The 23,978-nt window shown below is 68.3% G+C and carries 23 protein-coding genes; 12 read left to right on the forward strand and 11 right to left on the reverse strand.

The window, feature by feature from the left end:
* Positions 1-22: 22 nt before the first annotated feature.
* Genes CBR61_RS08830 through CBR61_RS08845 form a run of 4 tightly spaced genes read left to right on the forward strand, consistent with a single transcriptional unit; the run spans position 23 to position 4,325 of the window.
* Complete coding sequence (locus tag CBR61_RS08830) at positions 23-1,531, forward strand: efflux transporter outer membrane subunit (RefSeq protein ID WP_157696542.1); 1,509 nt, start codon at positions 23-25, stop codon at positions 1,529-1,531.
* Complete coding sequence (locus CBR61_RS08835) at positions 1,515-2,621, forward strand: HlyD family secretion protein (protein ID WP_157696543.1); 1,107 nt, start codon at positions 1,515-1,517, stop codon at positions 2,619-2,621. Before CBR61_RS08830 ends, CBR61_RS08835 begins: the two co-directional genes overlap by 17 nt.
* A complete protein-coding gene (locus CBR61_RS08840; protein ID WP_088914028.1) occupies positions 2,611-3,663 on the forward strand; it encodes a DUF2955 domain-containing protein in 1,053 nt (350 codons plus the stop codon). The genes CBR61_RS08835 and CBR61_RS08840 overlap by 11 nt, the downstream gene beginning before the upstream one ends.
* Before the next feature lie 5 nt (positions 3,664-3,668).
* Positions 3,669-4,325 carry a MarC family protein gene (locus CBR61_RS08845; protein WP_157696544.1) on the forward strand — a complete coding sequence of 219 codons (657 nt, stop codon included), beginning with the start codon at positions 3,669-3,671 and terminating at the stop codon, positions 4,323-4,325.
* 6 nt (positions 4,326-4,331) lie between these two features.
* Here CBR61_RS08845 and CBR61_RS08850 read toward each other — a convergent pair whose 3' ends face one another.
* From CBR61_RS08850 to CBR61_RS08865, 4 genes are all read right to left on the reverse strand, one after another.
* Positions 4,332-6,137, reverse strand: coding sequence for a DEAD/DEAH box helicase (locus CBR61_RS08850; RefSeq protein ID WP_088914030.1), 1,806 nt, complete (start codon positions 6,135-6,137; stop codon positions 4,332-4,334).
* A gap of 185 nt (positions 6,138-6,322) precedes the next feature.
* A complete protein-coding gene (locus CBR61_RS08855) occupies positions 6,323-6,961 on the reverse strand; it encodes a class I SAM-dependent methyltransferase (protein ID WP_088914031.1) in 639 nt (212 codons plus the stop codon).
* Complete coding sequence (locus tag CBR61_RS08860; protein WP_088914032.1) at positions 6,961-8,175, reverse strand: DUF3419 family protein; 1,215 nt, start codon at positions 8,173-8,175, stop codon at positions 6,961-6,963. The genes CBR61_RS08855 and CBR61_RS08860 overlap by 1 nt, the downstream gene beginning before the upstream one ends.
* Positions 8,176-8,253: 78 nt before the next feature.
* A complete protein-coding gene (locus tag CBR61_RS08865) occupies positions 8,254-9,216 on the reverse strand; it encodes a threonine ammonia-lyase (protein WP_088914033.1) in 963 nt (320 codons plus the stop codon).
* 69 nt (positions 9,217-9,285) lie between these two features.
* On the opposite strand from CBR61_RS08865, the gene CBR61_RS08870 reads away from it, so the two are divergent.
* Genes CBR61_RS08870 through CBR61_RS08890 form a run of 5 tightly spaced genes read left to right on the forward strand, consistent with a single transcriptional unit; the run spans position 9,286 to position 13,689 of the window.
* Complete coding sequence (locus tag CBR61_RS08870; protein ID WP_088914034.1) at positions 9,286-10,512, forward strand: saccharopine dehydrogenase family protein; 1,227 nt, start codon at positions 9,286-9,288, stop codon at positions 10,510-10,512.
* 33 nt (positions 10,513-10,545) lie between these two features.
* On the forward strand, positions 10,546-10,956 hold the full coding sequence (locus CBR61_RS08875; RefSeq protein WP_088914035.1) for a GxxExxY protein: 411 nt from the start codon (positions 10,546-10,548) through the stop codon (positions 10,954-10,956).
* A gap of 38 nt (positions 10,957-10,994) precedes the next feature.
* Complete coding sequence (locus CBR61_RS08880; RefSeq protein ID WP_088914036.1) at positions 10,995-11,942, forward strand: peptidyl-alpha-hydroxyglycine alpha-amidating lyase family protein; 948 nt, start codon at positions 10,995-10,997, stop codon at positions 11,940-11,942.
* 2 nt (positions 11,943-11,944) lie between these two features.
* Positions 11,945-13,138: a carboxynorspermidine decarboxylase gene (locus CBR61_RS08885; RefSeq protein ID WP_088914037.1), complete on the forward strand. Its 1,194-nt coding sequence runs from the start codon at positions 11,945-11,947 to the stop codon at positions 13,136-13,138.
* Positions 13,139-13,176: 38 nt separating this feature from the next.
* Positions 13,177-13,689 (forward strand): hypothetical protein, encoded by a 513-nt coding sequence (locus CBR61_RS08890; protein ID WP_088914038.1) that lies wholly within the window; start codon positions 13,177-13,179, stop codon positions 13,687-13,689.
* On the opposite strand, the gene CBR61_RS08895 is transcribed toward CBR61_RS08890, so the two are convergent.
* Entirely contained in the window at positions 13,686-14,681 is a 996-nt protein-coding gene (locus CBR61_RS08895; protein ID WP_088914039.1) for a DUF3137 domain-containing protein, read from the reverse strand. The two genes, CBR61_RS08890 and CBR61_RS08895, sit on opposite strands and share 4 nt — an antisense overlap.
* A gap of 75 nt (positions 14,682-14,756) precedes the next feature.
* Here CBR61_RS08895 and CBR61_RS08900 point away from each other — a divergent pair, with 75 nt between their 5' ends.
* Both CBR61_RS08900 and CBR61_RS08905 read left to right on the forward strand, forming a co-directional pair.
* Positions 14,757-15,329, forward strand: a complete 573-nt coding sequence (locus CBR61_RS08900; RefSeq protein ID WP_088914040.1) for a LemA family protein — start codon at positions 14,757-14,759, stop codon at positions 15,327-15,329.
* 214 nt (positions 15,330-15,543) lie between these two features.
* On the forward strand, positions 15,544-16,749 hold the full coding sequence (locus tag CBR61_RS08905; protein ID WP_088914041.1) for a decarboxylase: 1,206 nt from the start codon (positions 15,544-15,546) through the stop codon (positions 16,747-16,749).
* A 60-nt stretch (positions 16,750-16,809) separates the two neighbouring features.
* On the opposite strand, the gene CBR61_RS08910 is transcribed toward CBR61_RS08905, so the two are convergent.
* From CBR61_RS08910 to CBR61_RS08935, 6 genes are all read right to left on the reverse strand, one after another.
* Entirely contained in the window at positions 16,810-18,291 is a 1,482-nt protein-coding gene (locus CBR61_RS08910; RefSeq protein WP_088914042.1) for a globin-coupled sensor protein, read from the reverse strand.
* Positions 18,292-18,579: 288 nt separating this feature from the next.
* Positions 18,580-19,098 carry a pyridoxamine 5'-phosphate oxidase family protein gene (locus tag CBR61_RS08915; protein WP_088914043.1) on the reverse strand — a complete coding sequence of 173 codons (519 nt, stop codon included), beginning with the start codon at positions 19,096-19,098 and terminating at the stop codon, positions 18,580-18,582.
* A 56-nt stretch (positions 19,099-19,154) separates the two neighbouring features.
* Positions 19,155-20,336, reverse strand: a complete 1,182-nt coding sequence (locus CBR61_RS08920; RefSeq protein ID WP_088915547.1) for an acetyl-CoA C-acyltransferase — start codon at positions 20,334-20,336, stop codon at positions 19,155-19,157.
* A 94-nt stretch (positions 20,337-20,430) separates the two neighbouring features.
* Positions 20,431-20,880 (reverse strand): MaoC family dehydratase, encoded by a 450-nt coding sequence (locus CBR61_RS08925; protein WP_088914044.1) that lies wholly within the window; start codon positions 20,878-20,880, stop codon positions 20,431-20,433.
* A 114-nt stretch (positions 20,881-20,994) separates the two neighbouring features.
* Positions 20,995-22,377 (reverse strand): DUF5935 domain-containing protein, encoded by a 1,383-nt coding sequence (locus CBR61_RS08930; protein ID WP_088914045.1) that lies wholly within the window; start codon positions 22,375-22,377, stop codon positions 20,995-20,997.
* 10 nt (positions 22,378-22,387) lie between these two features.
* The gene (locus CBR61_RS08935; protein ID WP_088914046.1) at positions 22,388-22,627 is read right to left on the reverse strand and encodes a hypothetical protein; all 240 of its coding nucleotides are present in this window, start codon (positions 22,625-22,627) and stop codon (positions 22,388-22,390) included.
* Between the two features lie 90 nt (positions 22,628-22,717).
* Between CBR61_RS08935 and CBR61_RS08940 the strand changes: the two genes are divergently transcribed.
* Positions 22,718-23,971, forward strand: coding sequence for a TIGR04063 family PEP-CTERM/XrtA system glycosyltransferase (locus CBR61_RS08940; RefSeq protein WP_088914047.1), 1,254 nt, complete (start codon positions 22,718-22,720; stop codon positions 23,969-23,971).
* Positions 23,972-23,978: the final 7 nt, after the last annotated feature.

The raw sequence follows: 23,978 nt of genomic DNA on the forward strand, positions 1-23,978 counted from the left end.
AATGATAATCCGGGGGCAAAGGGTGGCAAGACCGGTCTGGGCACTGGTGCCGGCGTTGGCGCTGCTTTCGGGCTGCGCGACGCTCGGCCCGGATTTCGCCCTTCCTGACGAGGACCGCTGGGCCGAAGACTGGCGCAGCGAGGCGCTTGCCGGCCTGCCGCAGGCGCCGGCGCCGGGTGCGGCGTGGTGGGAGCAGTTCGACGATCCCGCTCTCACCGCCATTGTCCTTGCCGCCGAGGCGGGCAACAACAACGCGAAGATCGCGGGCCTCCGGGTGCTCGAGGCGCGCGCGCAGCTCGCCGGGGCCGAGGCGCTGCGCCTGCCGCAGCTGGTGAGCGGGACCGCGGGTGCCGGCTATGCCGCCGCGCCGCGCGGGCCGCTTTCGATCGGCGATGCCGATTTCCTGTTCGGCAATGTCGGCGCGCAGGTCGGCTGGGAACTCGACCTGTGGGGCCGCTTCCGCCGCGCCATCGAGGGCGCCGGGGCGCTGTGGCTCGAAAGCGAGGCGACGCGGCTCGACGTGCTCATCATCGTCCGGGCCGAAGCGGCGCGGCTGTACCTCCAGCACCGCACGCTCGAGGAACGCCTTGCGGTGATCCGCGACAATGCCGAGCTGCAGAAGCGCAACGTCGCGATCACCGGGACGCTGTTCCGCGAGGGCGCGGCGAACGAGCTGGATCTCCAGCAGGCCAGGGCCCAGCTGCTCGCCACCGAGGCGGCCATTCCTGCGCTCGAGGCGGCGATCCTCCAGACCCGCAACGCGCTGTGCGTGGTGCTGGGGAGGGCGCCCGGCGAGGTGCCGGAACTGGCCCTGTCTTCGCCGCGCCTGCCTGTCGTTCCCGAAGCTATCGCCGTCGAGGTGCCCGCCGACCTCCTGGTCCGCCGCCCCGACGTGCGGGCGGCCGCGCTGCGCGCAGCGGCGCAATCGACCCGCATCGGGCTGGCCAAGGCCGAGCTCTATCCCGCGCTGTCCTTCGGCGGGTCCTTCCAGCTGACCCGCACCAGCCCTTCGATCGGCAACGGGATCGACCTCGGGATCGGCCCCGCGATCCGCTGGAACGTCTTCGATTTCGGGCGCATCCGGGCCGATGTCCGGGTGCAGGACGCCCGCTTTGAACAGGCCGTCTTCGCCTATCGCGACAAGGTGCTGCAGGCCGCGGCCGAGGTCGACAATGGCGCGATTGCCTTCGCCAAGGACCGGCAGGAGGACGCCCGCCTCGCCGAGGCCCGGCAGACCGCGCGGCGCGCTCTCGATCTGGCCAACCTGCTCTACCGCGAGGGCATGATCGATTTTCAGCGCGTGCTCGAGGCGCAGACGACGCTGCTGCAGCAGGAGGAACGGCTCGTCGCCAACCGCGGCGAGATCGCGATCAGCCTGGTGCAGCTCTACAAGGCGCTCGGCGGCGGGTGGGTGGCGCCGGCCAGCGCCGATCCGGTCGATCCTGCCGTGCGGGAGCGGATGCGGGCGCGGACCGACTGGGGCAGGCTGCTCGATATCGCGCAAGGGGATGGCAATGACACAGAACGATGATGCGCCCGAAGACGCCAAGCCCGCGCGTCCGGGCCTTGCGGCGCGGATCCTGCTGGTGGTGCTGGTGGTGCTGCTGGGACTGCATCTGCTCGGCGACCGCCTCACCCCCTTCACCTCGCAGGCGCGGGTCCATGCGCGCGTGGTACCGATCGCGAGCGAGGTCGGCGGGCGGATCGAGGCGATCCATGTCCGCAACGACCAGATCGTCAAGCCGGGCGATCCGCTGTTCACGCTCGACGACAGCAGCTTCCTGATCGGGGTCGAAAAGGCCGAGGCCGATGTCTCGGCGACCATGCGCGAACTGGCGGCGCAGGACGCGGCGATCGATCTTGCGCTCTCGCAGCGCCGCATTGCGCTGGAGGAAAGGCGCAAGGCCGATCTCGACTGGGCGCGCCACCAGCGCATCCGTGCCGCGGATGCGGGCGCGATCTCGGAGCGGCGGATGGAACTTGCCCGGGCGAGCGCGATCGAGGCCGCGGCGCGGGTGGCGGCCGCCGATGCGCAGGTCGCGCAGGCGCGTGCGGCGCGCGGGCCGACGAGCGACGCCAACGACCGGCTCATCGCGGCGCGCAGCGCGCTCGCCAAGGCCGAACTCGACCGCACCCGCACCACTGTGCGCGCGCCCGGACCCGGCGTCATCACCGACCTCAAGATCGAGCGCGGCCAGGTCGCCAATCCGGGCAGCCCGATCATGAGCTTCATCAGCCTCAACGACGGCTGGGTCACCGCCGACATGACCGAGAACAACCTCGGCCTGATCCGCCCCGGCGCGCGGGCCGAGATCGTGCTCGACGCGCTGCCGGGCCAGGTGATCACGGGCAAGGTCCGCTCGGTCGGCTACGGCGTGGCGAGCGGCGGGCGCAGCCAGCCGGGCGGTCTGACCGAGGTCAGCAACAACCGCGATTTCCTGCGCCAGTCACAGCGCTTTCCGGTGATCATCGACTTCGAGCGGCTCGATCCGGCAACCCTGCGCCAGCTGCGCGAGGGCGGGCAGGCGGACGTCATCGTCTATGCGGGCGAGAACACCGTGATGGACGCACTCGGGAGCCTCTACATCCGCGCGATGGCGTGGGCCTCCTATGCCTATTGAGCGCGAGCGGCGCGCGACCTTGCGGTTTGCCGCCGGCCTCGCGCTGGCGGCGCTGATCGGCTGGGGGCGGGGCGGGCCTTTCGCCTATGTCCTGCCGCTGCTGGCGCTGCTGCTGCTGGCCCCCGGCACGCCGCCGCCCGCGCCGCGTCAGGCGCTTGCGCTGCTGGTGATTACGGGCCTGTCCTGCATCTGGGGGCTGCTGCTCACGCCGCTCCTGACCTACGCGCCACCTGCCGGGGTGACGGTGATCCTCGCCGGCGTCGCGCTGTCGTCCTTTCTGGCGGGAATGAGGCCGGGGCTGGCGGTGCCGCTCAAGCTGTTCATCGTCGGCAACACGCTGATCGCGGTGGTGGCCTTCCATTCGCAGGCGCTCGCGCAGTTCGTGGCGGTGCAGATGGGCGTCGACATCGTGCTGGCGGTGGCGATCGCGTGGGTGGTGGCGGTGCTGCTGCCCGACCGGCGTGACGAGCCCGCGCCGGTGCCCCTGCCGGTCCCCGAGCCGCTTGCGGCCCCGGCCGCGGGTTGGGTCGGGCTGCGTTCGGCGCTGGTGATGGTCCTGCCGGTGGTGCTCGCGCTGCAGAACCCCGGCCTGTTCCTGATGACGCTGATGAACGGCGCGCAGCTTGCCCAGCAGCCAGATGCGCAGCGCCTCCACCAGAACGCGCTGGCGATCGTCACCAGCACGGCGGCGGGCGGCGCGATGGCGCTCGGCTTCTGGTGGGTGCTGGGATTGTGGCCCGCACTCCCGCTGCTGGTCGGCGGAATCGCGCTGGCGGCGCTGGTCGCTGGCCCTTGGCTGCACGGTCCCGCCGCCAGCGAGGCGAGCCGCCAGTGGTGGCCGCCGGCTCTCTCGACGATGATCGTGGTGCTCGGAAGCACGGTCGCCGACAGCGACATGGGCACCGACATCCAGGTTCTGACCATCCGCCGCATCGCGGTGATGCTGGCGCTGGCGCTGCTTGCCGCGGTGCTGGTGCAGGGGCTCGACACATGGCGGACGCGCCGTATCGCCAGACGACAAAAAACTGGGGCAATGGGGTAAACAACATGGAATTCAGCGATCTGCTGGTGATCCTTCTGATCACCGCCGGGGCCACAAAGGCGGCCGCCTTCTTCGTGGCGCAGGCCCGCGACATGAGCCGACCGGAAAAGCTCACCGTGGTCACCCGCGCGCTGGCGATCCAGGCCGTGGTGCTAGGGATCTTCGCCCTGCGCGGCGAAAACATCCTCGACTTCTTCCACGTCTCGGTCGCGGCGCTCGAGGTGGCGGGCGGGCTGGTGCTGCTGCTGTTCGCGCTCCAGCTGGTGCTGGGCGAGGATCACGGCGACGAGCACGGTGCGCCCCCGGGGGTGAGCATGGCGGTTTACCCGCTGGGGATGCCGCTGCTGGCCTCGCCGCAGTCGATCGTCGCGGTGACCATCGCCTCGACCCGGATCAACGAAAGCGGCGGCAGCACGGGTCCGCTGTGGCTGGCGCTGGCCATCGTCCTCGGGCTCAATGCCGCGATCCTCTACGGGATCGTCTTCCTCGGCGGGCGCAAGCAGCGCACCGAGGGCGGCTTCTCGGTCGCGCCGGTGCTGCTGCGCGTGGTCGCGCTGCTGCTGTGCGCGCTGGCGATCGAGATCATGGCGCTGGGACTGCGCGGTTACGGCGTGCTCCCGCCGATGCCCGCAGCACAGCCGCAGGCATCCGCCGCCCACTAGCCCCCCTTACGAGGGCCTGTGCCGGTGCCCTTGCGGGCGCCCGGAACCGGGCTTGCGGCTGCGGTGCGGCTTGCCGCCGGGCGCTCCGGAGGACGAGGCGGGGCGGGGCGGCTTGCGACCGGCGCCCTGGCCCACGGGCTTCGCCTTGACGAAACCCGCATCGGCGTTGCTGCGCGAGGGGCGGCGCTGGCGGTTGCTGCGCGCCACCTCGCGTGGGCCGGTGTCCGACCGGGCGATCGCCAGCGCGGCTTCCTCGCCCTCGGCCTCGCCGGTGCGCGCGGCGGCGGCGGCGAAGCGGTCGGCGATCGCGCGCGGGATCTGCACGAAGGTCTCGTGCTGGCCGATCCGGATCGCGCCGATCTCGCCGCGGGTGACATGGCCGCGGCGGCACAGCAGCGGCAGGATCCAGCGCGGATCGGCATTGTCGGCGCGGCCGACGTCGAGCCGGAACCACACCGTGTCATCGAAGCCGGGGCGGTGATGCTCCTTGCCGGGCTCGCGGGTGACGGCGGTGAGTTCTTCCGGCTCGGGCAGGCGGGCGCGGTGGGTGCGCACCAGCATCGCGGCGATCTCCTCGGCCGGGCGTTCGGCCAGCAGGCGCGCTGCGAGCTCGCGGTCGGCCTCGTCGGCCTCGACCGGCGCCAGCAGCCGCGAGAGCAGGCGCTCGCGGTCGCGTTCGAGGATCGCATCGCGGTCGGGCACCTCCTGCCACTCGGCCTCGATCCGGGCGTGGCGCAGCATGGATTCGACCCGCCGCCGCCGTGCGAAGGGCACGATCAGAACCGCGACGCCCTTGCGGCCGGCGCGGCCGGTGCGGCCCGAACGGTGCTGGAGCGTTTCGGCATCGCGCGGGATCTCGACATGGATCACGAGACTGAGGCTCGGCAGGTCGATGCCGCGCGCGGCGACATCGGTGGCGACGCAGACGCGCGCGCGGCGGTCGCGCAGGGCCTGCAGGGCCTGGTTGCGCTCGCCCTGCGAATGCTCGCCCGACAGTGCCACAACCGCAAAGCCGCGCTCCTGCAGGATGGCGTGGAGATGGCGCACATTGTCGCGCGTGGCGCAGAACAGGATCGCGGTCTCGGCCTCGTGGAAGCGCAGCAGGTTGACCACCGCGTGTTCGATCTCGGTCGGCGGGACGGTGACGGCCTGATAGGCGATGTCGCCGTGGCCGCGCCCCTCGGCGATGGTCGCGATGCGCAGCGCATCGTCCTGGTAGCGGCGGGCGAGCGCCTCGATCGGGCGCGGCATGGTGGCCGAGAACAGCAGCGTGCGGCGCCCGGGCGGGGTGGCATCGAGGATCGCCTCGAGCTCCTCGCGGAAGCCCATGTCGAGCATCTCGTCGGCCTCGTCGAGCACTGCGACCGCAAGCTGCGACAGGTCGAGCGCGCCGCGTTCGAGATGGTCGCGCAGGCGTCCCGGGGTGCCGACCACGATGGCCGGACCCTGTTGCAGCGCGCGGCGCTCGGCCGAGGGGTTCATGCCGCCGACGCAGGTCGCGATCCGCGCGCCGGTGCGGCCATAGAGCCAGTCGAGCTCGCGGCTGACCTGCAGCGCCAGTTCGCGGGTGGGCGCGATCACCAGCGCGCGCGGGCTGCCGCCGGGCGCGATCCGCTCGCCCCCTTCGAGCAATTCGGCCGCCATCGCGAGGCCGAAGGCGACGGTCTTGCCCGATCCGGTCTGGGCCGAAACCAGCAGGTCGCGCCCGGCCGCCTCGGGCCGCAGCACTTCGGCCTGGACCGGGGTGGCGGCGGCATAGCCGCGTTCGGCAAGCGCGGCTTCCAGCGGGGCGGGCAGGGCAGGGAATGTCATCGTCGGGGGGCTCGTCTTCAGGAAATGCGCCGGGGCGGCGCGGCGAACGCGGCTCGGGGGGAGCAAGGCATCCGGCAGGAAGGGGGCAGAGCCGGAGCGGCTGTGCGGGGGCGGTTCGCGCGCCCATACGCCAAGACGCGCAAATAGGCTCGTGAAAAATGCGCGCAGGACGCGCGGGGTGCGGGCTAGCGCGCGCTCAGCACGTGGAGCTGGTAGTACCCGAGGGGTCCGCGGGTGCTGGCGAGGCTCAGGCCGCGTGCGGCGGCGATGCGGGCGGCGGCTTCGGGCAGGGCGGTGCGCGGTTCCACGTGGAACTTCGCGAGCCAACCCCTGAGCAGGGTCTGGAAGGGACCGGGAAGCCCCTGAAGGTCGCCGAAATCGACCACGTGGAGCGATCCGCCCGGTGCCAGCTGGCCCGCGGCATGATCGAGTGCGCCCTGCCAGTCGGGAATCATCGAGAGCGAATAGGACAGGAGGATGCGCTCGAAAGCGGGTTCGCCGAGCAGGTCTGCCGCATCGAAGGCGCAGGCGTCGCCTTGCCCCAGCCGCGCCTCATTGCCGAGGGCGGCTCGCGCGCTCTTGAGCATTTCGGCGGAGATATCGAGCCCGAACAGGCGCACCCCGGGCCAGGCCTTGCCGACCTTCGCGAGATTGCGCCCGGTGCCGCAGGCGACCTCGAGCACGCGCATCCCCGGCCGCGCCGCCAGCCCCGCGATCAGGGTGTCACGCCCGAAGAGGTAATATTTGCGCGTGAAATCATAGATATGCCGCTGGCCGCGATAGACTTCGTCCATCAGCGCGGCATGACCGCCACTCGCCGCCATCAGGCGAGCTCGTAGACGTGCACGCCGCCGTAAATCGACGAGCGGTCGCGGCGGGTAAGGTCGGCGGAAGTCTCCTCGAGATAGCGCCACTTGGACAGGATCGCATCGTCGAGGCGGCTCGGCAGCAGGCTCGGCTCGGCGGCGGTGCGGAACAGCACGCGCGCGCCGGGGCGGCTGGCGCGGGTGATGCGGCTCCAGAGGCCATCGAGCTGGGCGTTGTTCATCCAGTCCTGCGCATCGAGCAGCACGAAGCGGTCCATGCTCGCTTCCTCGCGGGAGCCGATCCAGTCGACCATGTTGGCGCGGGTGACGTCGAGCCGGTCGATCCGTTCGCGCATCGCCTCCCAGTTGGCGCGCTGAAGATAGGGGGGCAGGGCGGCGTTCTCCGAGCGGTTGTAGCCGCGCCCGAACGCCTGCCAGGCGAAGTAGTTGTCCTTGACCTCGAAATCGCAGGCGAGCTTTTCCAGCCGGCGGCGCAGCACCTCGGCCATGCGTTCGTCGCCCGCGAGATGCTCGAACTGTGCGGGCGGGATGCCGAGGCCGAAGAGCGAGGCGGGCTGGTCGGTCAGCCAGCGGATGAACTTCTTCTCGAACACCGGCGCAAGCTCGCGCTCGAACACGGCGCGCTGTTCCTCCAGCGTCTGGGCCTCCAGCAGCTTGGCGAGATCGATCTTGTAGAGCTTGGCAAAGACGTGCGCCAAGCCGATGAAATTGCCCAGCAATCCCTGCCGGTAGATTCCTGAAGTAAAGTAGCTGATGCGCCGCCGCCCGCGGATGTCGCGCTTTTCCCAATAGGCGCGGCTTTCCGCGTCGAGATGGGGGGCGATCATGGTCTTGTAGACCTCGGCGTTCTCCTTGTGGTCGGCATGGGCGAAGAAGCGGTGGAAACGCTCGTAATTGGGCAGATGCCGGATCGCCGCGATCTTGAGCTTGCCCAGCGCGACATGGGCACGGTTGAGATCGACCGCGGTGACACTCTCGGGGTTCGCCGTCAGATAGGAAAGCGCGTTGCACGAGCCGCTGGCGATGCACATGACACGGCTGCCGGGCTCGATCGCGAGGCCCTCGATGTCGACCACAGGGTCTTCCCAGATCTGGGCATAGACCAGCCCCTTGAAGGCGAGCGCGAAGGCCCTGTCGAGCAGCTTGTCGCCGACCTTTGCATCCTTGCGGACCACCGCATCTTCGATGATCCGCTTTGCCTGGGTAGCCATGGGGGAGGAGCGTCCTTACGTTACGTCAAGCGCTTGTCGTATTCGGCTCGCGTTTCGTCAATGTGACGGTTTCCACAGCTATCCGCTTGCCGCGATCGTGGCGGCATAGGCGGCCGGGTCGGCATTGCCGCCGGTGATCATGATGACGGTCTCCGCGTCGACCGGCACCTTGCCTGCCAGCGCCGCCGCCAGCGCCGCCGCGCCGCCGGGTTCGACCACCAGCCTGAGGTTGGCGAAGGCGAAACGCTGGGCGCTGCGCACCTCCTCGTCGGTGACGGTGACGCCCGGCTCGGCGCGGCCCGAAAGGACGGCGAGATTGATCGGCTTGGTGACCGTCGGCTGGAGCGCATCGCAGATGGTCTTCGGCGCATCGGGTGCGGCGGGGACCAGCTCGCCCTTCGCCATGGCCTGACCGACCATGTCCCAGCCCACGGGCTCGACCGGGTGAATCGCGCTCGTCGGCGCACCGAGCGAGAGGCCCGCCGCCAGCCCCCCGCCACCGCAGCAGGCGAGGATCCGCGAAGGCGCGCGGCCCAATTGCGCAGCGATTTCAATGGCCGCGCTGCCCTGGCCCTCGATCACCCAAGAATCGCCGAAAGCATGGACGAGGGTGCCGCCGCGTTGGGCGATCAGCTTTGCGGCCACTTCGTCGCGGTCCTCTCCGGGACGCTGGTAGAGCACCACCTCGGCCCCCAGTGCCCGGGTATTGGCGAGTTTCACCGCGGGCGCGTCATGCGGCATGACGATGGTCGCAGCGATGCCGAGCCGCCGCGCAGACCATGCAACGCCCTGCGCATGATTGCCCGACGACACCGCGACGACACCGCCACGCCGTTCCGCGTCCGAAAGGTTCGAGAGCCGCCACCACGCGCCCCTGATCTTGAACGAGCCGATGGGCTGGAGATTGTCGGCCTTGACCCACGCCCGCACCCCGTCGATCTCGACCGGCAGCAGAGGGGTCGGGGGCAGGATCGCGGCCACCGCGGCGGCGGCGGCGCGCACGCCCTCGGTGGTGGGCATTCTGACATCGGTCTGGATCATTTGTCCCCCCGCTCGCGTTGCTTTAAGGCGCTGCGCAAGATTCGCATCGCTTCACGAAAGGTTCCTATCATGCCCGCAGCCCAATCCAGCAAGGTCCTCGTCATCGGTGCGGGCGGGGTGAGCTCGGTGTGCGTCCACAAGATGGCGTTCAACCCCGACATCTTCCCCGAAATCCACCTCGCCAGCCGCACCAAGGCCAAGTGCGACGCGATCGCCGCAAGCGTGAAAGAACGCTGCGGGCGCGACATCGCCACCTACGAGATCGACGCCGAGGAAGTGCCGGCGATGGTCAACCTGATCCGCAAGACCGGCGTGGGCCTCGTGGTCAACCTCGCGCTCCCCTACCAGGACCTGCCGATCATGGACGCCTGCCTCGAGGCGGGCGTCGACTACATCGACACCGCCAATTACGAGCCCAAGGACGAGGCCAAGTTCGAATACAAGTGGCAGTGGGCCTACCATGACCGCTACAAGGATGCGGGGCTGATGGCGCTGCTCGGCAGCGGCTTCGATCCGGGCGTCACTTCCGTCTTCACCATGTGGCTCAAGAAGCACAAGCTGAAGACGATCCGCCAGCTCGACATCCTCGACTGCAACGGCGGCGACCACGGCCAGCACTTCGCCACCAATTTCAATCCGGAAATCAACATCCGCGAGGTGACCGCCCCGGCGCGTCACTGGGAGAACGGAAAGTGGGTCGAAACCCCGGCGATGTCGAACAAGGTGCAGTTCGACTTCGAGGCGGTGGGCCCCAAGAACATGTACCTCATGTATCACGAGGAGCTGGAAAGCCTCGCCAAGTTCGTCCCCGAACTCGAGCGCGCGCGCTTCTGGATGACCTTCGGCGACCAGTACATTACCCACCTGACCGTGCTGCAGAACGTCGGCATGACCTCGATCGAGCCTGTGCGCTATCAGGGCAAGGACATCATCCCGCTGCAGTTCCTCGCCGCGGTGCTCCCCAAGCCCGAAACCTTGGGCGAGACCACCAAGGGCAACACCAACATCGGCGTGATCGCGACCGGCGAGGCGCTCGACGGTTCGGGCGAGAAGACGTTCTACATCAAGAACATCTGCAACCACGAGGCGGCCTATGAGGAGACCGGCAACCAGGCCGTCAGCTACACCACCGGCGTGCCTGCCATGATCGGCGCCGCGATGATGGTGCAGGGCCACTGGCAGGGTGAGGGCGTGTTCAACATCGAACAGCTCGATCCCGATCCTTTCATGGCGATGCTGAACGAACACGGGTTGCCGTGGACGGTCGAGGAAATGGCCGGACCGGTGGATTTCTGAGAGGAAGAAATTCTCTCACACGAAGACACGAAGATGGCGCGCCAGGAACATCTTGAGGAGATTGCAAGGCGCGTCGTCGATTGCGGTTACCATCTGCATCGCGACCTTGGGCCGGGCTTGCTCGAAAGTGCCTATGAGGTGCTGATGCAGGAGACGTTGCGGCAATCGGGCTTGCACGTTCAAAGGCAAGTCGCCGTGCCCCTGAAATATAAAGGCGTTGTCGTAGACAACGCTTTCAAGATCGATCTGCTGGTCGAAAACCAGCTTGTTGTTGAGCTCAAATCTGTCGAGAAGTTATCGGCAGTCCACGGCAAGCAGGTTCTGACCTATCTCAGGCTTATGGACTTGCCTCTCGGATTGCTGATGAATTTCGGGCAAGCGATATTCAAAGATGGCCTACGGCGCATTGCCAACGACTACTTCGGAGAGATCGGCAAGCAATGAACTCTTCGTGTCTTCGTGTGAGCAAAAAAAGCACGCGCTTGATTGCGTTGACCACGTTGTTGTTGATCGCTGCCTGCGATGCCGCACCGCCGCCGTGCGAGGATGTGCCGAAGCTTGCGGTCGATGCCGGTTGGCCCACGATTCCTGCGGGCGCCAAGTTCGGCGAGGTCAGCGCGGTCGATATCGACGCGGCTGGCAATGTCTGGGTGCTTCACCGCGCCGGGCGCAAATGGGAGGAGCCGTTCCCTGGCGAGCCCATCGCCGAGCCCACCGTCTTCAAGTTCGCGCCCGACGGCACGCTGCTGGCCAAGTGGGGCGCGGGGCTGTTCGTCATGCCGCACGGGATCTCGATCGACCCCGAGGGCAAGGTGTGGATCACCGATGTCGCGCACGAGCAGGTGTTCCGCTTCAGCCCCGAGGGACAGCTGGAACTCACGCTCGGCGAGAGGGGCGTCACCCGTCAGGACCCGGGCCATTTCGGCCGCCCCGCCGATGTCGCCTTCCTGCCCGGCCGGGTGCTGGTCGCGGATGGCTACGTCAACACCCGAATCGCCGAGTTCTCGCCGGCCGGGCAGTTCGTCCGCGACTGGGGAGACTTCCGGATCGCCCACGCGGTCGCCGTGGACGAGGCGCGCATCTATGTCGCCGACCGCGAGAATGCGCGCATCCAGATCTTCGACCACGGCGGCAAGCTGGTCGAAAGCCGCGTCTCGCCGGCGGGGAACCACACCTACAGCCTCAAGCCGCTGGGCGACGGGCGGCTGCTCGCGATCGAGGGGCGTGACGGGGCCGACCGCAAGGGCGCGGTGATCCGCGTCTATGCCAAGGACGGCACAATCGAGGCCAGCCACGACATCAGCCTGCCCGGCAAGGATGCGAGCCTCGGGCACGACCTTGCGATCGGGCCGGACGGGCATATCTACGTCACCGACGTGGCCGGCGGCCGCGTGGTGCGCTTCTCTCTCCCCAGCAAGTCGGACAAATAGCCATGCAGACCAAGGCCGGCGATCCGGGCGCCTTTGCCCATTTCGATCTGTCGCGCGTCGACAGCCCCGCCTTCGTGGTCGATGCCGCGAAGCTGCGCGCCAATTGCCGCGTGCTCGCCGCCGTGCGCGATGCGGCTGCGGCGGACGGGGGCGATATCCGGGTATTCGCCGCGCTCAAGGCTTTCTCCATGTGGTCGGCCGCGCCGATCATCGGCGAATATCTCGATGGCGTGTCGACCAGCGGCCTGTGGGAAGCGCGCCTCGCCTCCGAGTTCTACGACGGCGAGATCGCGACCTATTCGGCCGCTTTCAAGCCCGAGGAGCTGGAGGAAATCTGCCGCCTCTCCGATCACGTGATCTTCAATTCGCCCTTCCAGCACCAGCGCGCCCGCCTGATTCTCGAACAGGCCGCCGCCAACGGCGCGCCGGTCAGCGTGGGCCTGCGCATCAACCCGCAGGTGCCGACCGGAGAGGTCGCGAAATACGACCCCTCCGCCCCCGGATCGCGGCTCGGCTTCCCGCTCGACCAGCTTACCGAGGAGCACATGGAGGGCGTCGAGGGCATCCACTTCCACAACCTGTGCGAACAGGATTTCGAGCCGCTCAAGGCCACCTGGGACCGGGTGTTCGACGTGATCGAGCCTTATTTCGATCAGCTCAAGTGGATCAACATGGGCGGCGGACACCACATCACCCGCGCCGATTACCAGCGCGATGAACTGGTGGAGTTCCTGAAGGATGCTGCCAGCGACACCGGCTGCCAGATCATCCTCGAACCCGGCGAGGCGGTGGCGCTCGATGCCGGGATTCTCGTGGGCACGCTGCTCGACACGCATTTCAACGAGATGCCGGTGGGGATCACCGACATCTCGGCGACCTGTCACATGCCCGACGTGCTCGAGGCGCCCTATCGCCCGGCCATGCTGGGCGAACTGACCGATCCCGACCTGATCCCGATCCGCCTGGGCGGGCCCTCGTGCCTCGCCGGCGACGTGATCGGCGACTATCGCCTGCCGGTGCCCGCCGAACCGGGCGCGCGTTTCGCCTTTCTCGACCAGGCGCATTACTCGATGGTCAAGACCAACACCTTCAACGGCGTCGCCCTGCCGAGCATCTGGATGTGGGACTCCGAGACCGATGCGCTCGACTGCATCAAGCGCTTCGATTACGAGGATTTCCGGGATCGCCTGAGCTGAGGCGCACAGCCCGCGGGCGGGCGCGAGGGGGGAGACGCATGAGGATCATCGGGGCTTTCGCCGCAGCGGCCTTCCTCGCAACGCCGCTATCGGCGCAGGATTACGCGGCGCAGCGGGTGGTGAAGTCGGTCGGCCAGGCCGATCTGCTCGCGCTGGTCGGCTCGCTCGGCCATCAGGTCAAGGAAGAGGGCGAGCCGGGCGAGGTCTTCGTCGCCGCCGAGGATGCCGAAGGCGTCACCTATCTGCTCTACGGCACGGCCTGCGAGGTGAACGGGGTGAGCGGCTGTCAGGGCGTGATGATGCAGGTGCGCTTCGATCTGCCCGCGACCACCACCTTCGAGAGCCTCGCCAAGGCCAATCTCGAACAGGCGGCGATCAACACCTGGGCCGATTTCGAGCGCAGGACGCTGGGCTTCACCCGCTATGTCGTGCTCGACCACGGGGTGACGATGGCCAATATTCGCGAGAACGTGAACGTGATGCTCGCGATCGTCGCGGACGTCTACCCGATCGCGGCAGGCGAGCCCGAAAGCCCCGCGCCCGGCGTCTAGAGCCTCCCCGCCGGTTGCGGGTCGGCGCGCAGCACCCGCCCGCGCTCGTTCTGGTTGATCGCCAGCGCCAGCCCCGCCAGCGCGCCGAACTGGCGCGCGGCGCGCTCGGCCTTCTCGCGGTCCTTCTCCGCATCCATCCCGCCGCTCTCGAACAGGTCGTCCGCCTCGAGCGCGACGATCACCTCGCCGCCCGCGAACAACGCCCGCAGCTCGCGCGCACCAAAGGCGCTCTCGAGGCGCAGCAGGTGCTCGACATAGGCGGGGTGGACCAGCACCCGCGCCTCGACCTGATCGTCGGAAAAGAGCGCGAAGGTCTCGCCGAAGGCCGGGTGCACCTGGTCGACCCGCTCCAGCCGCTTGCCCCCCATCGCGACATGATCGCTCGCCCCGCCCAGCCCGAGCCACTTGCGGTGCTTGCCCGCGCGTTCGAGCAGGGTGGTGGAGCGGAACGGACGGCCGAAGGCCATGCGGATCAGCGGCCCGCGAAACACCGTGACCCAGCGCTGGTGCTTGCCCGATCCGCGCCGCTCCTCGAGATGGCATTCGTAGAGTTCGAAGGCATGGCCCTCGAGCGTGCCGTGCCAGCGGTCCTCGAAGCTCGAGCGGTCGAAGCCGGGGACCAGCCCGAAGGTGCGCGCCGCGGCGAATTCGGGACCGGGTTCGACCTCGTGTTCGTAGGCGAGGCCGTAGGCGGCGGCGATGGCGGAATTGATGCCGATCTTGATCGCCTGCTTGGCCGCGGCGATCGGCAGATAGCCCCACCATGCTGCCCCGCCGATCCCGGCCATCGTCAGCAGCGGGGCGAGCGAGGTCTTGGCGGCAGGGCTGAACCATATGAAGGCGAGCACCGGCATCAGGATTGCCGCGCTCCACACCCAGCGGCTCGTCGCCTTCTCCCTGGCCTCGGCGCGCATCGCACCCTGTCCGGCGAGCCAGTCGTCGAGGCCGCCAGCCATGAGGGCGTCGATATCCGTCTGCACTGTCGCCGTCATTTTGTGAATCCCTAGCGGCTAACTCTTAACATATGTGTCGTATGCTCAGGGTTGCTGGCAATGGAGTGACGCGAAGTGATCGAGATTTTCGGCTGGTTCTGGACCTCGGCGATCGTGGTGATCGCGGTGGCGGTGGTGCTGCTGCTGATCGGCATCTACAACAAGCTGGTGCGCCTCAGGCAGGGCGTGCGGCAGGGCGTCGCCGACATCGACGCGCAGCTGCGCCAGCGCCACGATCTGATCCCCAACCTCGTCGAGACCGTGAAGGGCTATGCGGGGCACGAATCCGCCACGCTCGAGGCGGTGATCGCGGCGCGCAATGCCGCGGCCTCGGGCGCACCGTCCGCCGGGAGCGAGGCGCAGCTGCGCGGCGCGCTCGACAATCTGCTGGCGCTGGGCGAGGCCTATCCCGATCTCAAGGCCTCGGCCAACTTCCAGTCGCTCCAGCACGAACTCGCCGATGTCGAGGACAAGCTCGCCGCCGCCCGCCGTGCGCTCAACGCCGCGGTCGCGCGCTTCAATGCCGCGCGCGAATCCTTCCCCGCGGTGCTGTTCGCCGGGATGCTCGGATTCGCGGAGGCGGACTTCCACCGGCTCGACGCGAGCGAGCAGGGGCGGGTCGACCAGACCCCGAAAGTCGCCTTCTGACGCGGGAAAAATCCCGGCATTTCCGTCACATTCCGGTCGTGTTCCGAAGGGTGTCTTCGTAAAGTAACATTTCGTCCCGGCGGCGTGCATTTTTCGATTGCATTTCCCCCCCCAGGCCCTATCTGCGCGCTTCCGCTGCCCCAAGGGGACTTCCAAACCGCAAGGCAGCTTGTCGTTTTATGGTTCAACAGAGCCGTTTTGGGGGTCCCTTGAGTTGCACATCTATCCCGACGCAAAGGCTGTAGTCCGCGACCTTCGTCCGGACGAACCCGTCATCCTCAACCGCCCGCACGCCGCGCGGCGCGCCGCCCGTTTCTTTGTCGAGAAGTTTCCGGGCAAGGTGCTCTATGCGGTCAAGGCCAACCCCGCGCCGGACCTGATCAAGGTCCTGTGGGATGCCGGCGTGACCCACTTCGACGTCGCCTCGATCACCGAGGTGCGGCTGGTGCGCGGCATCCTGCCGGATGCGGTGCTGTGCTTCATGCACCCGGTGAAGACCCCGCAGGCGATCCGCGAGGCCTATTTCGAGCACGGCGTGCGCACCTTCAGCCTCGACACCTTCGAGGAGCTGGAGAAGATTATCGCCGCCTGCACCGATCCCGCGACCGGCGAGGCCCCCCGTGACCTCCGCCTGTGCGTGCGCCTGCGCGTGTCCTCGGAATATTCCGAGCTGAGCCTCGCGTCGAAGTTCGGCTGCGACCTCATCGAAGCGCCCCAGCTGCTCCAGCAGGCCCGCCAGCATTGCGACTGGCTGGGCGTGTGCTTCCATGTCGGCAGCCAGGCGATGACCCCCTTCGCCTTCGTCCAGGCCCTCGACCGCACCCGTGCGGCAATTGCCGAGGCGTCGGTCGTGATCGACATGATCGATGTCGGCGGGGGCTTCCCGAGCGCCTATCCGGGGCTCGAGCCGCCGCCGATGGAGGATTACTTCGCGATCATCGCCAAGCACTTCGAGAGCCTGCCGATCGCCTACAACGCCGAGCTGTGGTGCGAACCCGGCCGCGCGCTGTCGGCCGAGTACAGCTCGATGATCGTGCAGGTGAACAAGCGCCGCGGCGAGGAGCTCTACATCAACGACGGTGCCTACGGTGCCCTCTACGATGCCGCCCACGTCGCGTGGCGCTTCCCGGTGCGCGCGCTCGAGGACGACCTGATCGAGGAGGACGAGGACTTCGCGTTCTACGGCCCGACCTGCGACGATGCCGACTACATGAAGGGCCCCTTCGCGCTGCCCGCCGACATCCAGGCCGGTGACTACATCGAGATCGGGATGCTCGGCGCCTATGGCGCGGCGATGAAGACCGGCTTCAACGGCTACGGCAATGCTGTTGCGGTGACCGTGCAGGACGAGCCGATGATGAGCCTGTTCAACGGCACCCGCGTGCGCGAGGCGACCGACAACGTCGTCAGCCTGCGCTGACCCGGCGCGCGCCGCCCCGCCCGTGACGGGCGGGGCGGCGGCCCCGCCCGTGCCGGCGCGCTAGCGGGCCACCACCGACAATCCGCCGCGCGCGCGTCCTCTGTCGTAAGGTTGCGGGGCATAGAGCCCGCGTGCGCCCTCGGCGGTCTGCTCGCCGACCTCGAAAGCGCGCACCGTGCGCCACAGCCCGTCGGCTTCCTGCGCGAGCGAGGCGGCCGCGGCGGTGCATTGCTCGGCCATCGCCGCGTTCTGCTGGGTCGAACGGTCGATGTCGCTCACAACCTTGTTGATGTGGGCAAGGCTTTCCGACTGCGCCTCGGTCGAGGCCGCGATGCTCTCGACCGCCGCGGTCAGCTTTGCCACGGCCTCGGTGATCTCGGCAAAGGCGCTGCCGCTCTTGCCGACGAGGTCGACGCCCGAGACCACTTGCTCGCTGGTGCCGTAGACCAGCGCCTTGATCTCCTCGGCCGAGGTCGAGCAGCGCAGCGCCAGCGCGCGCACCTCGCTGGCGACCACCGCGAAGCCGCGCCCGCTCTCGCCGGCGCGTGCGGCCTCGACCCCGGCGTTGAGCGCGAGCAGGTTGGTCTGGAAGGCTATGCTTTCGATCACCCCGACGATGTTGGCGATGTTCTGGCTGGATTGCTCGATCTGGGTCATCGCCGCCGCGGCTTCGGCGACGATCCGCGTGCCTTCTCCGGCGGTGGCGTTGCTCTCGCGGATCGTGCGGCGCGCGTTGCTCGCGTCCTCGCGGGCCTGCTGCACCTGGCTGAACACCTTGGCGACCGCGGCGGCGGCTTCCTCGAGATTGGCGGCCTGTTCCTCGGTGCGCTGGGCGAGATCCTCGGACGCGGTGCGGATCTCGCTCGACCCCGCAGAGATCGCATTGACCCCGCTCACCACGGTGCTGATGGTTTCGTGCAGCGCCCCGACGGTCTCGTTGAAATCGGCCGCGACCCGGGCATATTCGGGCGGCAGGTCGATCGGGTCGATATCGAGCTTGCCGCTCGCCAGCTTGGCCAGTGCCTCGCCGAGCACCGCGTTGAGCGAGTTCACCTTGCTGCTGACATCGAGGAAATAGGACGATAGCGCGATGTCCATGTCGAGCAGCGAGACCTTGACCAGCGCCGCGATGCGCCGCGCCTGCGCCCGCTTCCACGGCAGGTAGCGCCTCCAGCCCGGCGCGATCATCTGCATCAGCAGGTCGTTGAGGATCCGCGCGTAGCTGCCGATATACCACTTGGGCTCCAGCCCGATGCGGGCATGAACCCCGCCGATGTGGTTGGAGCGCTTGAGGAAGGCATCGTCGAGCCCCTCGGTGAAGGCGCCCTTCCAGTGCCTTGCCTGCGCGCTGCGGGCGCGCGCCATCGAGGCGGCATCGACGAACTTGCCGGCAAGCTCGTCGCGGGTCTGGATTTCACGGTAGAAGCCGTTGAGGGTCGGCTCGATGTAGCGTTCGATTGCCGCGGCTACGGCCTTGAAGTCCGGATCACGGGTCTGGAGCCCGTAATAGTCCAGGCGTTCGGTGAGGGATTGTTGTGTCATGGGATGATGCTCCTGGGGGCCTCTGAGTGCCGGATCGGATGCAGCCCGTGACAGTGGCAACCTTGCGCGCCCCGGCCGCCGCGTGTCTGCGCGTCGGCGGCCCGGGGGGCGGTGCAGTCAGGTTGTGTTCCCATCAGATGGTCCAGTTCAGGCGACTGACGTCGCTTGCGTCAGGAGCGGCACGATCCATGTTTCAGGATAGCGGCCACATCTGAAGAGCAGGGTCGGGAAGGCTAGGGGGAACTACCGGCCTGCTTGCCGATGCGGCAGTCCCGGCCGGCGCAAGGCTTAGAGCTTCACCTCGGCGACCTTGTCCTTGTAGTCCTGCTTGGGATCGATGCCGATCAGCATCTTGATCCCCGCGACCAGGGACGAGGCGTCGATCCAGATCTCGGCATCCTCGGGATCGAGGCGGATGAGGGCGATCTTCGGATCGTCCTTGCCCTCGTACCAGGCCGCGACGAAGCGGTTCCAGAGCCGGTCGATGGTGGCGCGGTCGCGGCTGGTTGAAAGGCCGCCGTGCAGCGTCGCCCAGACATCGTGCCCCTTGGAGGCGAAATGCGCCATCGCGCGGGGCTGCCCGCCGCCGGCCTCGGCCTGCTGGATCATCTGGTAGAGGTTGTTGTCGGTGGCGGTGAAGAACCACAGCGGGCCGTGGTATTCGCCATCCCTGTAAAGCTCGTCGTCGAGCTGCGCCGTCATCGGACGGGCGTGGCCGTCCTCGCCCTCGGCCAGGCCGAGGAACATCGTCATGTCGCTTTTCAGCGCCTTCCAGAACTTCGAACGGATTTCCGCGTCGGTCGCCATGCCTGTCTCCTTTGAATGGGACAGACGCTAGCGCCGACGCAGATGAAAAGTTCCGCTTAGAAGACCTCGAAGAGACCGGCCGCGCCCATGCCGCCGCCGACACACATGGTGACGACCACATATTTGGCGCCGCGGCGCTTGCCTTCGATCAGCGCGTGGCCGGTGCAGCGCGCGCCGGTCATGCCGTAGGGGTGGCCGATCGAGATCGAGCCGCCGCTGACGTTGAGGATGTCATTCGGGATGCCGAGCTGGTCGCGGCAGTAGAGCACCTGCACCGCGAAGGCCTCGTTCAGCTCCCACAGGCCGATGTCGTCCATCTTGAGGCCGGTCTGCTTGAGCAGCTTCGGAATCGCGAAGACGGGGCCGATGCCCATCTCGTCAGGCTCGGTGCCCGCCACCGCCATGCCGACATAGCGGCCGAGCGGCTGGAGCCCGCGCTGTTCGGCGAGCTTCGCTTCCATCAGCACCGCGGCCGAGGAACCGTCCGAGAGCTGCGAGGCGTTGCCCGCGGTGATGTTCATGCCCGGGCCCATCACCGGCTGGAGGCTCTGGAGGCCTTCGAGGGTGGTCTCGGGACGGTTGCCTTCATCCTTCGAGAGCGTGATTTCCTTCTGCGAGACTTCCTTCGTCTCCTTGTCGACCACGTTCATGGTGACGGTGACGGGGACGATCTCGGCGTCCAGACGGCCCTCGGCCTGCGCCTGCGCGGTGCGCTGCTGCGACTGCAGGGCGTATTCGTCCTGCGCCTCGCGGCTGATGTTGTAACGCTTGGCGACGGTCTCGGCGGTGCCGAGCATCGGCATGTACACGTCCTTGTGCATCGCGATCAGCGAGCGGTCGGGCGAGACGCGCATTTCCGGCGTCTGGACCATCGAGATCGAATCCTGGCCGCCGCCGACGACGATATCCATGTTGTCGACGATGATCTGCTTGGCCGCGGTCGCGATCGCCATCAGGCCCGAGGAGCACTGGCGGTCGATGGTCTGCGCCGAAACGCCGACCGGGCAGCCGGCGCGCAGGGCGACCTGGCGGCCGATGTTGCCGGCCTGGGTGCCCTGGGTAAGGACCGCGCCCCACACCACGTCGTCGATCTGGCCCGCCTCGATCCCGGCGCGTTCGATCGCGGGAGCCAGCGAGAGCGCGCCGAGCGTGGCGCCGGGGGTGGCGTTGAAGGCGCCCTTGTAGGCGCGCCCGATGGGCGTGCGGGCGGTGGAGACGATGACGGCGTCACGTGCCATGATGATATTCCTTTTGAGAGAGGTGTCCCCCGCCGGCGCGGCGGGGGGACAGGTCATGCCGGGCGGCGCGGGGCAAGGGCCCGCACGGCCGCGATCACACGAAGAACTGCGTGATCCACTCGCAGATCAGGGCGGGCTTTTCCTCGCCCTCGATCTCGATGGTGATCTCGGCGGTCTGCTGCCACTGGCCGGGGCGCTTCTCGACCATCTCGACCAGCTTCCAGTGGCCGCGGATGCGCTTGCCCGCACGCACGGGGGCGATGAAGCGGGTCTTGTTGCCGCCGTAGTTGACGCCCATCTTCACCCCGTCGACCCGCGGGGCACCGCCCTGCGCGCCGAGATAGGGGATCATCGACAAGGTCAGGAAGCCGTGGGCGATGGTCCCGCCGAAGGGGGTCATCTTGGCCATCTCTTCGTTGACGTGGATGAACTGGTGGTCACCGGTCGCCTCGGCGAACTGGTTGATGCGCTCCTGGCTCATCTCCACCCATTCGCTGGTGCCGATCGTTTCGCCGACCTTGGCGGCCAAATCCTGCGGGGTCATCGGGCTCCTCCTTAGTGTCTCGCGGGCGAGATCCCGTGCCCGCCGCGCTTGCATTTGCGGGGGGCTTCATGGCCCAACACAGGGGGGAGCGCAACGCCCGTGAAGCGGCGCGGGCTATGCCGCTACGGCACCGCGCACCTTGCCAGCGGCCGCCGCCTTCCTCGAGGCGCTGCGCGCGAGCGCCGAGCGCGCCGAATCGATCCGCGCGCAATAGCTCGCAAGGCCCGTCTGGAGGCCGACCAGCATCAGCATCACCGGCTGGTGGGCGATCCCCTGGAAGGTCGCGCCCACAAGATAGATCAGCGCCCCCATCTGCAAGGCCGCCGCAAAGGGCGCGATCCAGCGTTCCGCCTCGTCCTCCACTCCCTTCCAGCGGCGCTGGATGCGTTCCATCTGCCACAGGCCGACCGCGTGGAGCGCAAGCCAGATGAACAGCCCCGGCCAGCCCTGTTCGCCGAGCATCTCGAAGAACGAGGAATGGAAGGCGCGGCCCTCGTCGACCACCGGCTGGTAGGTGACGGTGGTGGTGTTCCCTTCGGTCTGCTTGACCGGCATAACATAGGTGAAGCGGTTGCCGCGATAGGAATCGAACCCGCCGCCGAAGGGCTTCTCGGCGACATAGTCGAGAGTCCATTTCCACACCGCCACGCGGGTCGAGGCGCTCTCGTCGCCGCTCGGCTGGCCGAGGGTCGCCATGCGCTCGTAATAGGACTGGGGGAGGAAGGGCAGGGCGGCCAGGCCCAGCAGGCCCGCGCCGGCGATGAACAGGAAGCGCCGTTTGGTGTAGCGCAGCATCAGCCCGGCCAGCGCGGCGATGCAGAGCAGGCCCGTGCGCGCCTCGGTGCCGATGGGAACGAGCAGGCAGGCGAAGGTCAGCGCCGCCGCGAAGGCGGTCACCATCCAGTGCGGGCGGAACACCGTTCCGTGGCGGGTGAACCACCAGATCATCGGGATCAGCCCGATCGCGACCGTGGCCAGCGTCGAGCTCTCGTAGATCCCCGAGTTGTCGTTGACGAAGAACTTGAGGTTCTCGTAGCCCCCGCCGCCCAGCACGGTCTTCATTCCCGTCCCGATCACGATGGTCGCGACCGACAGCACCAGCACCAGCGCCAGCGCCTCGATCCGCGCGCGGGTGGTGAGGGTGAAGGGCAGGAAGATCGCGAACAGCAGCGCCTTCCACACCCATTCCCACTTGGTCTGCGCGTCCTCCGGGAAATCGGCGTTGCCGGTCGTCCAGAAGCAGTAGGCGAGCAGCAGCAGCAGCAACCCCTGCCTGAGCGAGAAGCGCGCACCCTCCTTGCGGTCGAGCGCGACCCAGCCGCCGAAGGCCGCGGCAAAGGCGATCAGCGAGACCGGCAGGCTGGTGATCAGCGAATAGCCGATCCGCTGCGGCGCGAGGATGTCGATATAGACATAGAGCAGCACCCACAGGAACGGGCGCTTTAGGCCGAGCACCAGAACGTAGCCGATGAAGGCGAGGAAGACGAGATCGAGCATTTTTGTCGCGCTACCGCTGCGCTGCTTGAGCGCGGGTGGGGTCGTCCGGCTCGGAGTTCCCCGAAGCTTCCGCCCGTCCGCGGCGCGCGGCGTTGCGGCCCGAGGTGCTTGCGGCCTTGCGGTTGCTGGTCGTCGTCTCGGCGATCTCGCCGATCAGCGGATCGGCATCGAGGTCCGCCCGCAGCACCAGCCGCAGCAGGGCGATGGCCAGAAGGCCATGTCCGAGAGCGAGCGCGAGGTAATCGATCATGGTCCAGCCGTTCCGGTGCGGGGCAATGGCCCTGTTTACAGGGGGGCAGTTGACGCGGCGTTAAGCACGCCTGCGATAGGTGCCCTTGCCATGACCCGCGTTCTTCATGTCCTCGACCACTCGTTGCCGCTCCACAGCGGCTACACCTTCCGCACCCGGGCGATCCTGAAGGCGCAAGAAGGCCACGGGCTGGAGGTGCGCGGGATCACCGGGCAGCGGCACAATCTCGAGGCGGCGGTGACGGGCGCGCGGGAGAAAGCCGACGGGCTGGTCTTCCACCGCACGCCCGGCACGCCCTCCGGCCCGCCGGCCCTGCGCGAACTCGGCGAGATCGAGGCGCTGGCCTCGGCGATCATCGCCATGGCCGACGAATGGCGGCCCGACATCATCCACGCCCATTCGCCCGCCCTGTGCGGCGCCGCCGCCGAGCGGGCCGCGCGGGCGCTCGGGGTGCCCTTCGTCTACGAGATCCGCGCCTTCTGGGAGGATGCCGCGGTCGGCAACCTGTCGGGCACCGAGGGCAATCTCAAGTATCGCCTGACCCGCGCGCTCGAGACCCGCGTGGCGCGCAGCGCCGATGCGCTGTTCACGATCTGCCACGGATTGAAGGACGATCTCGCCGCGCGCGGCATCCCTGCCGATCGCATCCGCGTCATGCCCAATGGCGTCGACCTGACCCTGTTCGGCGACCCGCCGCCGCGCGATGCGGCGCTGGCGGCGGAACTGGGCATCGGCCCGCAAGCACCGGTGATCGGTTATATCGGCAGCTTCTACGCCTACGAGGGCGTCGACGACCTCATCGCCGCCATGCCGTTGCTGCGCCGTACGCATCCCGATGCGCGCTTGTTGCTGGTCGGTGCGGGGCCGATGGACGCCGCCTGGCGCGCCGCGGCAGCCGCCTTGCCGGAGCCGGAAGCGGTGATCTTCGCCGGCCGCGTGCCGCACAGCGCGGTCGAACGCTACTACTCGCTGGTCGACGTGCTCGCCTATCCGAGAAAGGCCCAGCGCCTGACCGACCTCGTCACGCCGCTGAAGCCGCTCGAGGCGATGGCCCAGCGGCGCCTCGTCGCCGCCTCCAGCGTCGGCGGGCACCGTGAACTGATCGCGGACGGGATCACCGGCACGCTCTTCGCGCCCGACGATCCGGCGGCCTGCGCCGCCGCGCTCGCGCGGCTTCTGGAGGCCCGTGGCGCGTGGGAGGCAATCAAGGACCGCGCGCTCGCCCATGTGCGAGAGCGCCACGACTGGGCGCTGAATGCGCGCGATTATCTCTCTGTTTACCATCTGTTGCTAGCCGGAGCCGACAGCGGCGGCGCGACGCGGCTCGCCGCCAGCACGGGGTGACAGAGAC

The sequence above is a fragment of the Porphyrobacter sp. CACIAM 03H1 genome (assembly GCF_002215495.1).
Classification (GTDB): Bacteria; Pseudomonadota; Alphaproteobacteria; order Sphingomonadales; family Sphingomonadaceae; genus Erythrobacter.

Bases quoted from the DNA above. Each gene is read 5' to 3' on its own strand.
- CBR61_RS08835 (WP_157696543.1), top strand. From the start codon at position 1,515: ATGACACAGAACGATGATGCGCCCGAAGACGCCAAGCCCGCGCGTCCG.
- CBR61_RS08840 (WP_088914028.1), top strand. From the start codon at position 2,611: ATGCCTATTGAGCGCGAGCGGCGCGCGACCTTGCGGTTTGCCGCCGGC.
- CBR61_RS08845 (WP_157696544.1), top strand. From the start codon at position 3,669: ATGGAATTCAGCGATCTGCTGGTGATCCTTCTGATCACCGCCGGGGCC.
- CBR61_RS08850 (WP_088914030.1), bottom strand. From the start codon at position 6,137: ATGACATTCCCTGCCCTGCCCGCCCCGCTGGAAGCCGCGCTTGCCGAA.
- CBR61_RS08855 (WP_088914031.1), bottom strand. From the start codon at position 6,961: ATGGCGGCGAGTGGCGGTCATGCCGCGCTGATGGACGAAGTCTATCGC.
- CBR61_RS08860 (WP_088914032.1), bottom strand. From the start codon at position 8,175: ATGGCTACCCAGGCAAAGCGGATCATCGAAGATGCGGTGGTCCGCAAG.
- CBR61_RS08865 (WP_088914033.1), bottom strand. From the start codon at position 9,216: ATGATCCAGACCGATGTCAGAATGCCCACCACCGAGGGCGTGCGCGCC.
- CBR61_RS08870 (WP_088914034.1), top strand. From the start codon at position 9,286: ATGCCCGCAGCCCAATCCAGCAAGGTCCTCGTCATCGGTGCGGGCGGG.
- CBR61_RS08875 (WP_088914035.1), top strand. From the start codon at position 10,546: ATGGCGCGCCAGGAACATCTTGAGGAGATTGCAAGGCGCGTCGTCGAT.
- CBR61_RS08885 (WP_088914037.1), top strand. From the start codon at position 11,945: ATGCAGACCAAGGCCGGCGATCCGGGCGCCTTTGCCCATTTCGATCTG.
- CBR61_RS08890 (WP_088914038.1), top strand. From the start codon at position 13,177: ATGAGGATCATCGGGGCTTTCGCCGCAGCGGCCTTCCTCGCAACGCCG.
- CBR61_RS08895 (WP_088914039.1), bottom strand. From the start codon at position 14,681: ATGACGGCGACAGTGCAGACGGATATCGACGCCCTCATGGCTGGCGGC.
- CBR61_RS08910 (WP_088914042.1), bottom strand. From the start codon at position 18,291: ATGACACAACAATCCCTCACCGAACGCCTGGACTATTACGGGCTCCAG.
- CBR61_RS08915 (WP_088914043.1), bottom strand. From the start codon at position 19,098: ATGGCGACCGACGCGGAAATCCGTTCGAAGTTCTGGAAGGCGCTGAAA.
- CBR61_RS08920 (WP_088915547.1), bottom strand. From the start codon at position 20,336: ATGGCACGTGACGCCGTCATCGTCTCCACCGCCCGCACGCCCATCGGG.
- CBR61_RS08925 (WP_088914044.1), bottom strand. From the start codon at position 20,880: ATGACCCCGCAGGATTTGGCCGCCAAGGTCGGCGAAACGATCGGCACC.
- CBR61_RS08930 (WP_088914045.1), bottom strand. From the start codon at position 22,377: ATGCTCGATCTCGTCTTCCTCGCCTTCATCGGCTACGTTCTGGTGCTC.
- CBR61_RS08935 (WP_088914046.1), bottom strand. From the start codon at position 22,627: ATGATCGATTACCTCGCGCTCGCTCTCGGACATGGCCTTCTGGCCATC.
- CBR61_RS08940 (WP_088914047.1), top strand. From the start codon at position 22,718: ATGACCCGCGTTCTTCATGTCCTCGACCACTCGTTGCCGCTCCACAGC.